We start from the raw sequence: 12,034 nt of genomic DNA on the forward strand, positions 1-12,034 counted from the left end.
CCGATGAGCCTCCCGTCCGATCTGCCCCCCGAGCTTGCCCATAGCGGCGTGCGTGCGGCCGATCGCCTGGGTTTTACCCTTTTCCTCGCGGCGCTCCTGCACCTGGCACTGATCCTCGGCCTGGGCTTTTCCTTCGCCGAGCCCAAGGCCATCAGCAAGACCCTGGAAATCACCCTGGCCACCTTCAAGAGTGAGACCAAGCCGAAGAAGGCCGACTTCCTCGCCCAGGACAACCAGCAGGGCAGCGGCACCCTGGACAAGAAGGCCATTCCGAAAACCACCGAAGTCGCACCGTTCCAGGACAACTCGGTGAAGAAGGTCACGCCGCCGCCCTCGGTCAAGCCCGAGGTCAAGGACACCGCCCCCAAGGCCGCCGTGGCCACCACCGCGCCCAAGCCGAAAAAGACCGTCACCCAGCGTGAAGAGGTCAAGAAAGACCCGACTCCCAAGGCCCCCACTCCGACGTTCGACAGCTCGCAACTGTCCAGCGAGATTTCCAGCCTGGAAGCCGAGCTGGCCAATGAACAGCAGTTGTATGCCAAACGCCCGCGCATCCACCGCCTCAGCGCCGCCTCCACCATGCGCGACAAGGGCGCCTGGTATAAGGACGAATGGCGCAAGAAGGTCGAGCGCATCGGCAACCTCAACTACCCCGAGGAAGCCCGGCGCAAGCAGATCTACGGCAACTTGCGGTTGATGGTCTCGATCAACCGTGACGGCTCGCTGTATGAAGTGCTGGTGCTGGAGTCCTCCGGGCAACCGCTGCTGGACCAGGCGGCGCAGCGCATCGTGCGCCTGGCGGCGCCGTTCGCCCCCTTTACCGGCGACCTGTCGGACATCGATCGCCTGGAAATCATCCGCACCTGGCGCTTCGCCCGGGGCGACAAGCTTTCCAGCAACTGATCGGCCGGCAATCGTCCGTGCGACAGCGCCATGGCTGCACATCGCCAGCTTGTCAGCCGGGCCCGCCACCGCCACACTAGCGCTCATGAAAAATGTCAGCCCAAGCTATCTCAAGCATCATTTCCTGATCGCCATGCCCCATATGGCCGACCCGAACTTTGCGCAGACCTTGACCTACATCGTCGAGCACAACGCCAGTGGCGCCATGGGCCTGGTGATCAACCGCCCCCAGGACCTGAACCTGGCCGATATCCTCGAACAATTGCGCCCTGACCAAGAACCGTCCCTGCTGTGCCAGCACGTGCCCATTTTCAGCGGTGGCCCGGTGCAGACCGATCGTGGCTTCGTCCTGCACCCCAACGGCCCGGTCTACCAGGCCACGGTGGAACTCGAGGGGCTGTCCCTGTCCACGTCCCAGGACGTGCTGTTCGCCATCGCCGATGGCGTGGGCCCGGCCAAGAGCCTGATCGCCCTGGGCTATGCCGGCTGGGAAGCCGGGCAGCTGGAAGCCGAACTGGCGGACAACGCCTGGCTGACCTGCCCCTTCGACGCCGACATCCTGTTCAACACCAGCAGCGAACTGCGCCTGGAAGCCGCCGCCCGGCACCTGGGGGTCAACCTCAGCCTGCTCACCAGCCAGGCGGGCCACGCCTGATGACCCTGCGACTGATCCTCGGCTTCGACTACGGCACCAAGCAGATCGGCGTTGCCGTGGGCCAGGCCATCACCGGCCAGGCCCGGGAGCTGTGCACCCTCAAGGCGCAAAACGGGGTGCCCGACTGGAACCAGGTAGAAGCCCTGATCAAGGAATGGAAGCCCGACGCCGTGGTGGTGGGCCTGCCCCTGAACATGGACGGCAGCCCCAGCGACATGTGCGTGCGCGCCGAAAAGTTCGCCCGGCGCCTGAACGGCCGCTTCAATGTGCCTTTCTATACCCACGACGAACGCCTGACCACCTTCGAGGCCAAGGGTGAACGCCTGGCCCGGGGCGGCCAGAAAGGCAGTTACCGCGACAACCCGGTGGACGCCATCGCCGCCGCCCTGCTGCTACAAGGCTGGCTCGATGAAAACGCCGGTCTGTTGAACACCTGAGACCACATCCTGAAGATGCGCGGCCCCGGGGCTGCGCGCCTCCTGGCCCAACACCAGCCGTAAGTTCCCGCGCCCAGCTGCCCGGCAGCAGGCGCGAGCCCACGAAGGAGCCACCATGAGCCTGCCCAATCCCGCCGCCCTGATCAGCCAGATGGCCGCTGATCTCAACGCCCACCTGGCCCAGCGCGCCATCAGCGAGCCACGTTTCATCGGTATCCGTACCGGCGGCGTCTGGGTGGCCCAGGCCCTGCTGGAAGCCCTGGGCAGCGATTCGCCCCTGGGTGCCCTGGACGTGTCCTTCTACCGCGACGACTTCAGCCAGAACGGCCTGCACCCGCAGGTGCGCCCTTCGGAGCTGCCGTTCGAGATCGAAGGCCAGCACCTGGTGCTGATCGACGACGTGCTGATGAGCGGCCGGACCATCCGCGCCGCCCTCAACGAACTGTTCGACTACGGACGCCCGGCCAGCGTGACCCTGGTCTGCCTGCTGGACCTGAACGCCGCTGAACTGCCGATCCGTCCGAATGTGGTGGGCGCGACCCTGTCGCTGGCCGCCCACGAGCGGGTAAAATTGTCCGGTCCTGCGCCGCTTCAACTCGAGCTCCAAGACCTCGCCCTCTAACTCGCCCTTTTAAGAGTCCATTGCGATGACGCCTCTAGACGCCAAGCGCCCGCTGCAGCTCAACGATCAGGGCCAGCTGCGCCACTTCCTGTCCCTCGACGGCCTGAACCGCGAGCTGCTGACGGAAATCCTCGACACCGCCGACTCGTTCCTCGAAGTCGGCGCCCGGGCGGTGAAGAAAGTCCCGCTGCTGCGCGGCAAGACCGTGTGCAATGTGTTCTTCGAGAACTCCACCCGAACCCGCACCACCTTCGAACTGGCGGCCCAGCGGCTGTCGGCGGACGTGATCACCCTGAATGTCTCGACCTCTTCGGCGAGCAAGGGTGAAACCCTGCTGGACACCCTGCGCAACCTGGAAGCCATGGCCGCCGACATGTTCGTGGTGCGCCACGGCGATTCCGGCGCCGCGCACTTCATCGCCGAACACGTGTGCCCGCAAGTGGCGATCATCAACGGCGGCGACGGCCGTCACGCCCACCCGACCCAGGGCATGCTCGACATGCTGACCATCCGCCGGCACAAGGGCGGCTTCGAGAACCTCTCGGTGGCCATCGTCGGCGACATCCTGCACTCGCGAGTGGCGCGTTCGAACATGCTGGCGCTGAAAACCCTCGGCTGCCCGGACATCCGCGTGATCGCACCGAAAACCCTGCTGCCCATCGGCATCGAGCAGTACGGGGTCAAGGTCTACACCGACATGACCGAAGGCCTGAAGGACGTGGACGTGGTGATCATGCTGCGCCTGCAGCGTGAACGCATGCAGGGCGGCCTGCTGCCCAGCGAAGGCGAGTTCTACCGCCTGTTCGGCCTGACCACCGCGCGCCTGGCCGGGGCCAAGCCCGACGCCATCGTCATGCACCCGGGCCCGATCAACCGCGGCGTGGAGATCGAATCGGCGGTAGCCGACGGCCCGCACTCGGTGATCCTCAACCAGGTGACCTACGGCATTGCAGTGCGCATGGCGGTACTGTCCATGGCCATGAGCGGGCAAACTGCCCAGCGACAATTCGAGCAGGAGAACGCCCAGTGAAGCTCAGCATTCTCGGCGCCCGCGTCATCGATCCAAGCAGCGGCCTGGATCAAACCACCGATCTGCACCTGGAAGCCGGCAAGATCGTCGCCATCGGCGCCGCGCCTGGCGGCTTCAATGCCGTTACCACCATCGACGCCAAGGGCCTGGTGGCCGCCCCCGGCCTGGTGGACCTGAGCGTCGCCCTGCGCGAGCCGGGCTACAGCCGCAAGGGCAGCATTGCCAGCGAAACCCGCGCCGCAGCCGCCGGGGGCGTCACCAGCCTGTGCTGCCCGCCGCGCACCAAGCCGGTACTGGACACCTCGGCGGTGGCCGAACTGATCCTCGACCGCGCCCGCGAGGCCGGCAACAGCAAAGTGTTCCCCATTGGCGCCTTGAGCAAGGGCCTGGAAGGCGAGCAGCTTGCGGAGCTGATCGCATTGCGTGACGCCGGCTGCGTGGCCTTCGGCAACGGCCTGGAAGGTTTCCGCAGCACCCGCACCCTGTGCCGCGCCCTGGAATACGCCGCCACCTTCGACCTGACGGTGATCTTCCACTCCCAGGACCGCGACCTGGCCGAAGGCGGCCTGGCCCACGAAGGCGCCACCGCCAGCTTCCTCGGCCTGCCGGGTATCCCGGAAAGCGCGGAGACCGTGGCCCTGGCCCGGGACCTGCTGCTGGTGGAACAGAGCGGCGTGCGCGCCCACTTCAGCCAATTGACCAGCGCCCGCGGCGTGGAACTGATTGCCCAGGCCCAGGCCCGCGGCCTGCCGGTCACCGCCGATGTTGCCTTGTACCAGCTGATCCTGACCGACGAGGCGCTGATCGACTTCTCCAGCCTGTACCACGTGCAGCCGCCGCTGCGCTCGCGGGCCGACCGCGATGCCCTGCGCGAAGCGGTGAAGTCCGGGGTGGTGCAAGCCATTTCCAGCCATCACCAGCCCCATGAGCGGGACGCCAAGCTGGCGCCGTTCGGCGCCACCGAGCCGGGCATCAGCAGCGTCGAGCTGTTGCTGCCCCTGGCCCTGACCCTGGTGCAGGACGGCCTGCTGGACCTGCCGACCCTGCTGGCACGCCTGAGTGCCGGCCCCGCCGCGGCCTTGCGCCTGCCGGCAGGCAAGCTGGCAGCCGGTGGTGCGGCGGACCTGGTGCTGTTCGACCCGGCCAGTTCCACCGTGGCCGGCGAGCGCTGGCTGTCCAAGGGCGAAAACTGCCCGTTCCTCGGCCATAGCCTGCCGGGCGCGGTGCGCTACACCCTGGTGGACGGCCATATCAGCTATCAGGGCTGATCGCCTGGCAAACACCCTGTAGCCGCTGCCGCAGGCTGCGAACGGCTCCGAAGGAGCCGCCGCTCCTGATGGCGCCCTGCGGCAGTGGCTACAGGCTGCGCCATCACCGCCTGCGCCGATGACAGGATCAACGGCGCTTGGCGTTCTCCAGCGATACCTGATCGTTCAGGGTCCAGAAGTCGTACAGCACCCCCAGGAAAAACAGGCCGCCGGTGAACAGGTAGATCACCCCGCTCAGCCATTTACCCTGGTACATGCGGTGCACGCCGAAAACCCCGAGGAAGGTCAGCAGAATCCAGGCCACGCTGTATTCCACCGGACCTGCGGTAAAGCGAAGGTCCGCTTCCCGGTCCATGGACGGGATCAGGAACAAGTCGATCAGCCAGCCAATGCCCAGCAGACCGAAGGTGAAGAACCAGAGAGTCCCGGTCACCGGCTTGCCGTAATAGAAGCGGTGGGCCCCGGTAAAACCGAAAATCCACAACAGGTAACCGATCACCTTGCTGTGGGTGTCATGGGTGGATGCATCCTGACGATAGGTGTTCATTAAGTGCCTCTTTGCAGGTGATAGATAAATATTCTTAAAAACTTTGTGACTTTTTTACAGGCATTCGACGTGCGGGCAATGTTACCTTCTGTTCCGCCAAAGCCTTGTACTGCCTGACTTCTGACGGTTTTCTGCGTCAAGTTGCCACCTCTTTGCCGAAGTTGACCCCAAGGTTGAATCGACAAACGGCCACGGAAGTGACCTGAAAGCTGTTATAAAGTTGCGCGCTAACCAAATAAGAGCCTTGCCTAATGCGTCCATTTTTCAAGACATGGCTAACCATTTGCCTATTAATGCCACTGGCCGCCCACGCCACCAACCGTGAGCAACGACTTCCCAACGTTAATGGCTACACTCCGAAACCTCACGTTTCGACGGTCGCCGCCAAGAACAAGAGCACCATCAAGCACCCCACCCGCCTGAGCAAGGCCGACAGCAAGCTGGTGGCCAACAACGCCGGCCGGCCGAGCACCACGGTTCTCAGCCGCGCGGTCAATGTCCTCGGTACACCCTATCGTTGGGGCGGCAGCAGCCCAAGCAAAGGCTTCGACTGCAGCGGCCTGGTGCGCTACGCCTTCAATGATGTCGCCGCCGTGGACCTGCCACGCACCTCCAACGCCATGGCCAGCGGCCACGGGCAGAAGGTCGAACGCAAGGACCTGAAGCCGGGCGACCTATTGTTCTTCAACATCAAGAGCCGCAAGGTCAACCACGTCGCCATCTACCTGGGCGAAGACCGCTTCATCCACGCCCCGCGGCGCGGCAAGGCAGTGACCATCGATACCCTGAAGAAGCCCTACTGGCAGAGCCACTACGTGGTTGCCAAGCGGGTCCTGCCCAAGGAGCACGCGCCCCTGCGGGTCGTGCAACGCTGATACGCCGCTTCGCCGGCAAGCCGGCTCCTGCACCCAACTGTAGGAGCCGGCTTGCCGGCGAATGCATTTCCAGCCCAGTCAAAAGCTCTCCGGCATCCGCGCCTGCTCCCGCGCCTGATCGCGGCTGATCAGCCCCTGCCCGAGCAATGCCTTGAGGCTCATGTCCAGGGTGCGCATGCCCTGGGCGCCGCCCGTCTGGATCGCCGAATACATCTGCGCCACCTTGTCCTCGCGGATCAGGTTACGGATCGCCGGGCTGCCCAGCATGATCTCGTGCGCCGCTACCCGGCCACCGCCCACCTTCTTCACCAGCACTTGCGCGACCACTGCCTGCAGCGACTCGGCCAGCATCGAGCGCACCAGGGCTTTTTCCTCCCCCGGAAACACGTCCACCAGCCGGTCGATGGTCTTGGCCGCCGACGAGGTGTGCAAGGTGGCCAGTACCAAGTGCCCGGTTTCCGCGGCGGTCAGGGCCAGGCGGATGGTTTCCAGGTCCCGCAGTTCGCCCAGCAGGATCACGTCGGGATCTTCCCGCAGCGCCGCACGCAAGGCCGTGGCGAAGCTCTGGGTATCGCGCTGCACTTCGCGCTGGTGCACCAGGCAGTTTTTCTGCGGATGCACGAATTCGATAGGGTCTTCGATGGTCAGGATGTGCTGCTGGCGGCGCTGGTTCAGGTGGTCGATCATCGCCGCCAGTGTGGTGGACTTGCCGCTGCCGGTGGGCCCGGTCACCAGCACCAGCCCGCGGGGCGCCTCGGTAATCTGCCGAAACACTTCCCCCAGCCCCAGCTCCTCCAGGCTCTGTACCCGCGCGGGAATCAGGCGCAGCACCGCACCGGCGCCCCGGGCGTGCCGGAAGGCATTGACCCGAAACCGCGCCACACCTGGCAGTTCATGGGCGAAATCCAGGTCATTGCAGGCGGCGAATGCCTGGCGCTGAGCTTCGCTCATCAGTTCATGGATCAGCGCCAGCACCTCTGGCCCTTCCAGGGCCGGGCCCGGCAGCGGGCGAATATCGCCATCGATGCGCAACATCGGCGCCAGCCCGGCGGACAGATGCAGGTCCGAAGCGCCCCGGGAAGCGCTCAAGCGCAAGAGTTCGGTGATGTCCATAGTGCCCCCCAATTCCAGTAGAATGCCGCGAGCTTCAGACCCGCCCGCGCCTGGCAGATTCAATGGCCAGGCCGCGGACGATGCCCGACGCGACCCTTGAGCGTGGCTCGGGCCGGCGGAGAATCGAGGTCTGGTGGATTCACGCGGCAGCCGGTGGCCAGGGCCGCCGGTACTTTTGAGACGAAATCGAATGTCCACGATAGCAGACAACATTGCCCAGGTAGCCGAGCGCATCCGCAACGCCTGCCAGGCCGTACAGCGCGACCCGCACAGCGTCCAGCTGCTGGCCGTGAGCAAGACCAAGCCCGCCGCCGCCCTGCGCGAGGCCCATGCCGCCGGCCTGCGGGATTTCGGCGAGAACTACCTGCAGGAAGCCCTGGGCAAACAGCAGGAACTGGCCGACCTGCCCTTGAGTTGGCACTTCATCGGCCCCATTCAGTCGAACAAGACTCGTGCCATTGCCGAGCATTTTGACTGGGTGCACTCCGTGGATCGCTTGAAAATCGCCCAACGCCTGTCCGAACAACGCCCGGCCGAGTTGCCGCCACTGAACATCTGCATCCAGGTGAACGTCAGTGGCGAAGCCAGCAAGTCCGGCTGCGCCCCGGCCGACCTGCCGGCCCTGGCCAGCGCCATCGGTGCCTTGCCACGCCTGCAACTGCGGGGGTTGATGGCGATTCCCGAGCCTACCGAGGACCGCGCTGCCCAGGACGCCGCCTTCGCCGCGGTACAACGCCTGAACAACGACCTGCGGGACAGCCTCAACCTGCCCCTGGATACCCTTTCCATGGGCATGAGCCACGACCTCGAAGCGGCCATTGCCCAAGGCGCCACCTGGGTGCGGATCGGTACCGCGCTGTTTGGTGCCCGCGACTACAGTCAGTCCTGATGCGACTGACCCCGACCTCTTGTAAGGACCTGTCATGAACACGACTCGTATCGCTTTTATCGGTGCCGGCAACATGGCGGCCAGTCTCATCGGCGGCCTGCGGGCCAAAGGCCTGGAGGCCTCGCAGATCCGCGCCAGCGACCCGGGCGAGCAGACCCGCGCGAAAGTAGCGGCCGAACATGGCATCCAGGTATTTGCCGATAACGCCGAGGCCATCGAAGGCGTCGACGTGATCGTCCTGGCGGTCAAGCCCCAGGCCATGAAAGCCGTGTGCCAAGCCCTGCGCCCGAGCCTGAAGCCGCAACAGCTGGTGGTGTCCATCGCCGCCGGTATCACCTGTTCGAGCATGAACAATTGGCTCGGCGCCCAGCCCATCGTGCGCTGCATGCCCAATACCCCGGCACTGCTGCGCCAGGGTGTGAGCGGCCTGTACGCCACCGCCGAAGTCAGCGCCCAGCAACGCCAGCAGGCCGAGGAGCTGCTGTCCGCCGTGGGTATCGCCCTGTGGCTGGACCAGGAGCAGCAACTGGACGCAGTGACTGCCGTCTCCGGCAGTGGCCCGGCGTATTTCTTCCTGCTGATCGAAGCCATGACCGCTGCTGGCGAGAAGCTCGGCCTGCCCCGGGAAACCGCCGCCCAGCTGACTCTGCAGACCGCCCTGGGCGCCGCCCACATGGCGGTCTCCAGTGACGTTGACGCCGCCGAGCTGCGCCGCCGCGTGACTTCACCGGCAGGCACCACGGAAGCGGCCATCAAGTCGTTCCAGGCCGGTGGCTTTGAAGCCCTGGTGGAAAAAGCATTGGGTGCCGCTGCGCACCGCTCGGCCGAAATGGCCGAACAACTGGGCCAATAAGGAGCCAATGATGATTGGATTGAACACCGCTGCGGTGTATGTGCTGCAAACCCTGGGCAGCCTGTACCTGCTGATCGTGCTGATGCGTTTCGTCCTGCAACTGGTGCGCGCCAACTTCTACAACCCGCTGTGCCAGTTCATCGTGCGGGCCACCCAGCCGCTGCTCAAGCCGATGCGCCGGGTCATCCCGAGCATCGGCGGCCTGGACATGTCCTCGCTGCTGCTGGCGATCCTGGTGCAACTGGCACTGATGGCCCTGACCCTGCTGCTGACCTACGGCACCACCGGCAACCCGCTGCAACTGCTGATCTGGTCGATCATCGGCGTCACCGCGCTGTTCCTGAAGATCTTCTTCTTCGCCCTGATCATCAGCGTGATCCTGTCCTGGGTCGCCCCTGGTAGCCACAACCCCGGCGCCGAACTGGTGAACCAGATCTGCGAACCCGCCCTGGCCCCGTTCCGTCGCATCCTGCCGAGCATGGGCGGCCTGGATATCTCGCCGATCCTGGCATTCATGGTGCTCAAGCTGCTGGACATGCTGGTGATCAACAACCTGGCGGCCATGACCATGATGCCGGACATCCTGCGCCTGCTGATCTGACCCGGGCGGCCTGCATGAGTTATTACCGCTGGGACGGTGACGATCTGATCCTCGATTGCCACCTGCAACCCAAGGCCAGCAGCGACGAGTTCGCTGGCCTGCACGGCGAGCGGTTGAAGATCCGCCTCACCGCGCCACCGGTGGAAGGCAAGGCCAATGCGCACCTGATGGCGTTCCTGGCCAAGGCCTTTGGCATTCCCAAGAGCAACGTCAGCCTGGTCAGCGGCGAGCTGAACCGGCAGAAACGGGTGCGCCTGCAAGCGCCGAAGAAGCTGCCGGACCTGCCGGGGCTGGCTCGCCCCGCCTGATTCGTCGGCAAGCCGGCTCCTGCGCCCCATGTTCACTGCAGGAGCTGGCTTGCCAGCGAACCTCCCACATCATTCCCGCAACGAAACACAGCCCCGGGCTTTGCTTGCCGCTGGGGGCAGCGGTCTTTAGACTTACGCCTCATTTAAATGAGAGCAGGGTCGATGCCAACTGCCTTTCCCCCCGATTCTGTTGGTCTGGTCACGCCACAAATAGCGCACTTCAGCGAACCCCTGGCCCTGGCCTGCGGGCGCGCGCTGCCGGCCTACGACCTGATCTACGAAACCTACGGTCAGCTCAACGCCAGCGCCAGCAACGCGGTGCTGATCTGCCACGCCCTGTCCGGCCATCATCATGCCGCCGGCTACCACAGCGTCGACGACCGCAAGCCCGGTTGGTGGGACAGCTGCATCGGCCCGGGCAAGCCGATCGACACCAACAGGTTCTTCGTGGTCAGCCTCAACAACCTCGGCGGTTGCAACGGCTCCACCGGCCCCAGCAGCCTCAACCCGGACACCGGCAAGCCGTTCGGCGCCGACTTCCCGGTGCTTACCGTGGAAGACTGGGTACACAGCCAGGCGCGCCTGGCAGACCGCCTGGGCATCGACCAGTGGGCAGCGGTGATCGGCGGCAGTCTGGGCGGCATGCAGGCCCTGCAATGGACCATCACCTACCCGGACCGTGTACGGCACTGCCTGGCTATCGCCTCGGCGCCCAAGCTCTCGGCGCAGAACATCGCCTTCAACGAAGTGGCGCGCCAGGCGATCCTCACCGACCCGGAATTCCACGGCGGCTCGTTCCAGGAACAGGGGGTGATCCCCAAGCGCGGGCTGATGCTGGCGCGAATGGTGGGCCATATCACTTACCTGTCCGACGACTCCATGGGCGAGAAATTCGGCCGTGGGCTCAAGAGCGAGAAGCTCAACTACGACTTCCACAGCGTCGAGTTCCAGGTGGAAAGCTACCTGCGCTACCAGGGCGAGGAGTTCTCCGGGCGTTTCGATGCCAACACCTACCTGCTGATGACCAAGGCCCTGGACTACTTCGACCCGGCGGCCAACTGCGACGACGACCTGGCCAAGACCTTTGCCCATGCCACCGCCAAGTTCTGCGTGATGTCCTTCACCACCGACTGGCGCTTCTCCCCGGCCCGCTCCCGGGAACTGGTGGATGCATTGATGGCCGCGCGCAAGGACGTCTGCTACCTGGAGATCGACGCACCGCAGGGGCATGACGCCTTCCTGATCCCGATCCCGCGCTACCTGCAGGCGTTCAGCCACTACATGAACCGCATTACCTTGTGAGGACACGATGAGAGCCGATCTGGAAATCATCCAGGAATGGATCCCCGCCGGCAGCCGCGTCCTCGACCTGGGCTGCGGTAACGGCGAGCTGCTGAGCTGGCTGCAGGAGCACAAGCAGGTCACCGGCTATGGCCTGGAAAACGACCCGGACAACATCGCCGAGTGCGTGGCCAAGGGCATCAACGTGATCGAGCAGGACCTGGACAAGGGCCTGGGCAACTTTGCCAGCAACAGCTTCGACATCGTGGTCATGACCCAGGCCCTGCAAGCCGTGCACTACCCGGACAAGATCCTCGACGAAATGCTCCGGGTCGGCCGCCAGTGCATCATCACCTTCCCCAATTTCGGTCACTGGCGCTGCCGCTGGTACCTGGCCAGCAAGGGGCGGATGCCGGTTTCGGAGTTCCTCCCGTACACCTGGTACAACACGCCGAACATCCACTTCTGCACCTTCGAGGACTTCGAAGAACTGTGCCGCGAGCGGCAAGCCCGGGTGATCAACCGCCTTGCCGTCGATCAACAACACCGCCATGGGTGGGCCAGTAAGCTATGGCCTAATCTCTTAGGAGAGATCGGCATCTACCGCGTCAGCAGTCCCGGCCTGCAAGATCACAAGGTCGCGGTATAAACC

15 protein-coding genes are annotated in these 12,034 nt (G+C 64.8%); 13 read left to right on the top strand and 2 right to left on the bottom strand.

The window, feature by feature from the left end; translation table 11 throughout:
* Positions 1-3 precede the first annotated feature (3 nt).
* From ABCR88_RS30850 to ABCR88_RS30875, 6 genes are all read left to right on the top strand, one after another.
* The gene (locus ABCR88_RS30850; protein ID WP_011064003.1) at positions 4-903 is read left to right on the top strand and encodes an energy transducer TonB; all 900 of its coding nucleotides are present in this window, start codon (positions 4-6) and stop codon (positions 901-903) included.
* A gap of 85 nt (positions 904-988) precedes the next feature.
* Positions 989-1,558 (top strand): YqgE/AlgH family protein, encoded by a 570-nt coding sequence (locus tag ABCR88_RS30855; RefSeq protein ID WP_041120245.1) that lies wholly within the window; start codon positions 989-991, stop codon positions 1,556-1,558.
* Entirely contained in the window at positions 1,558-1,995 is a 438-nt protein-coding gene (gene ruvX / locus ABCR88_RS30860) for a Holliday junction resolvase RuvX (protein ID WP_015637366.1), read from the top strand. The genes ABCR88_RS30855 and ruvX overlap by 1 nt, the downstream gene beginning before the upstream one ends.
* Positions 1,996-2,110: 115 nt before the next feature.
* Entirely contained in the window at positions 2,111-2,617 is a 507-nt protein-coding gene (pyrR, locus tag ABCR88_RS30865; protein WP_210457927.1) for a bifunctional pyr operon transcriptional regulator/uracil phosphoribosyltransferase PyrR, read from the top strand.
* 25 nt (positions 2,618-2,642) lie between these two features.
* Positions 2,643-3,647 carry an aspartate carbamoyltransferase catalytic subunit gene (locus tag ABCR88_RS30870; protein ID WP_011064007.1) on the top strand — a complete coding sequence of 335 codons (1,005 nt, stop codon included), beginning with the start codon at positions 2,643-2,645 and terminating at the stop codon, positions 3,645-3,647.
* Positions 3,644-4,915: a dihydroorotase gene (locus ABCR88_RS30875; protein ID WP_011064008.1), complete on the top strand. Its 1,272-nt coding sequence runs from the start codon at positions 3,644-3,646 to the stop codon at positions 4,913-4,915. Before ABCR88_RS30870 ends, ABCR88_RS30875 begins: the two co-directional genes overlap by 4 nt.
* A 127-nt stretch (positions 4,916-5,042) precedes the next feature.
* Here ABCR88_RS30875 and ABCR88_RS30880 read toward each other — a convergent pair whose 3' ends face one another.
* Positions 5,043-5,462 (bottom strand): TM2 domain-containing protein, encoded by a 420-nt coding sequence (locus tag ABCR88_RS30880; protein WP_232643744.1) that lies wholly within the window; start codon positions 5,460-5,462, stop codon positions 5,043-5,045.
* Positions 5,463-5,713: 251 nt separating this feature from the next.
* Here ABCR88_RS30880 and ABCR88_RS30885 point away from each other — a divergent pair, with 251 nt between their 5' ends.
* Positions 5,714-6,337, top strand: a complete 624-nt coding sequence (locus ABCR88_RS30885; RefSeq protein ID WP_015637367.1) for a C40 family peptidase — start codon at positions 5,714-5,716, stop codon at positions 6,335-6,337.
* 78 nt (positions 6,338-6,415) lie between these two features.
* Here ABCR88_RS30885 and ABCR88_RS30890 read toward each other — a convergent pair whose 3' ends face one another.
* A complete protein-coding gene (locus tag ABCR88_RS30890) occupies positions 6,416-7,450 on the bottom strand; it encodes a type IV pilus twitching motility protein PilT (protein ID WP_015637368.1) in 1,035 nt (344 codons plus the stop codon).
* Between the two features lie 190 nt (positions 7,451-7,640).
* Between ABCR88_RS30890 and ABCR88_RS30895 the strand changes: the two genes are divergently transcribed.
* The 6 genes from ABCR88_RS30895 (at position 7,641) to metW (ending at position 12,031) form a co-directional block, all read left to right on the top strand.
* Positions 7,641-8,339 carry a YggS family pyridoxal phosphate-dependent enzyme gene (locus ABCR88_RS30895; RefSeq protein WP_123431082.1) on the top strand — a complete coding sequence of 233 codons (699 nt, stop codon included), beginning with the start codon at positions 7,641-7,643 and terminating at the stop codon, positions 8,337-8,339.
* 34 nt (positions 8,340-8,373) lie between these two features.
* Positions 8,374-9,192, top strand: a complete 819-nt coding sequence (proC, locus tag ABCR88_RS30900; protein ID WP_232643742.1) for a pyrroline-5-carboxylate reductase — start codon at positions 8,374-8,376, stop codon at positions 9,190-9,192.
* Between the two features lie 10 nt (positions 9,193-9,202).
* Entirely contained in the window at positions 9,203-9,793 is a 591-nt protein-coding gene (locus ABCR88_RS30905; RefSeq protein WP_011064014.1) for a YggT family protein, read from the top strand.
* Positions 9,794-9,807: 14 nt separating this feature from the next.
* Complete coding sequence (locus ABCR88_RS30910) at positions 9,808-10,101, top strand: DUF167 domain-containing protein (protein WP_011064015.1); 294 nt, start codon at positions 9,808-9,810, stop codon at positions 10,099-10,101.
* Between the two features lie 162 nt (positions 10,102-10,263).
* Positions 10,264-11,403: a homoserine O-acetyltransferase gene (locus tag ABCR88_RS30915; RefSeq protein ID WP_041752663.1), complete on the top strand. Its 1,140-nt coding sequence runs from the start codon at positions 10,264-10,266 to the stop codon at positions 11,401-11,403.
* Positions 11,404-11,410: 7 nt separating this feature from the next.
* Positions 11,411-12,031 carry a methionine biosynthesis protein MetW gene (gene metW / locus ABCR88_RS30920; protein WP_011064017.1) on the top strand — a complete coding sequence of 207 codons (621 nt, stop codon included), beginning with the start codon at positions 11,411-11,413 and terminating at the stop codon, positions 12,029-12,031.
* Positions 12,032-12,034 lie beyond the last annotated feature (3 nt).

The organism is Pseudomonas sp. W17 (assembly GCF_040268305.1).
Taxonomy (GTDB): domain Bacteria; phylum Pseudomonadota; class Gammaproteobacteria; order Pseudomonadales; family Pseudomonadaceae; genus Aquipseudomonas; species Aquipseudomonas protegens.

Coding starts and splice junctions, on each gene's coding strand:
- ABCR88_RS30850 (WP_011064003.1), top strand. CDS start 4: ATGAGCCTCCCGTCCGATCTGCCCCCCGAGCTTGCCCATAGCGGCGTG.
- ABCR88_RS30855 (WP_041120245.1), top strand. CDS start 989: ATGAAAAATGTCAGCCCAAGCTATCTCAAGCATCATTTCCTGATCGCC.
- ruvX (WP_015637366.1), top strand. CDS start 1,558: ATGACCCTGCGACTGATCCTCGGCTTCGACTACGGCACCAAGCAGATC.
- pyrR (WP_210457927.1), top strand. CDS start 2,111: ATGAGCCTGCCCAATCCCGCCGCCCTGATCAGCCAGATGGCCGCTGAT.
- ABCR88_RS30870 (WP_011064007.1), top strand. CDS start 2,643: ATGACGCCTCTAGACGCCAAGCGCCCGCTGCAGCTCAACGATCAGGGC.
- ABCR88_RS30880 (WP_232643744.1), bottom strand. CDS start 5,462: ATGAACACCTATCGTCAGGATGCATCCACCCATGACACCCACAGCAAG.
- ABCR88_RS30885 (WP_015637367.1), top strand. CDS start 5,714: ATGCGTCCATTTTTCAAGACATGGCTAACCATTTGCCTATTAATGCCA.
- ABCR88_RS30890 (WP_015637368.1), bottom strand. CDS start 7,450: ATGGACATCACCGAACTCTTGCGCTTGAGCGCTTCCCGGGGCGCTTCG.
- ABCR88_RS30895 (WP_123431082.1), top strand. CDS start 7,641: ATGTCCACGATAGCAGACAACATTGCCCAGGTAGCCGAGCGCATCCGC.
- proC (WP_232643742.1), top strand. CDS start 8,374: ATGAACACGACTCGTATCGCTTTTATCGGTGCCGGCAACATGGCGGCC.
- ABCR88_RS30905 (WP_011064014.1), top strand. CDS start 9,203: ATGATTGGATTGAACACCGCTGCGGTGTATGTGCTGCAAACCCTGGGC.
- ABCR88_RS30910 (WP_011064015.1), top strand. CDS start 9,808: ATGAGTTATTACCGCTGGGACGGTGACGATCTGATCCTCGATTGCCAC.
- ABCR88_RS30915 (WP_041752663.1), top strand. CDS start 10,264: ATGCCAACTGCCTTTCCCCCCGATTCTGTTGGTCTGGTCACGCCACAA.
- metW (WP_011064017.1), top strand. CDS start 11,411: ATGAGAGCCGATCTGGAAATCATCCAGGAATGGATCCCCGCCGGCAGC.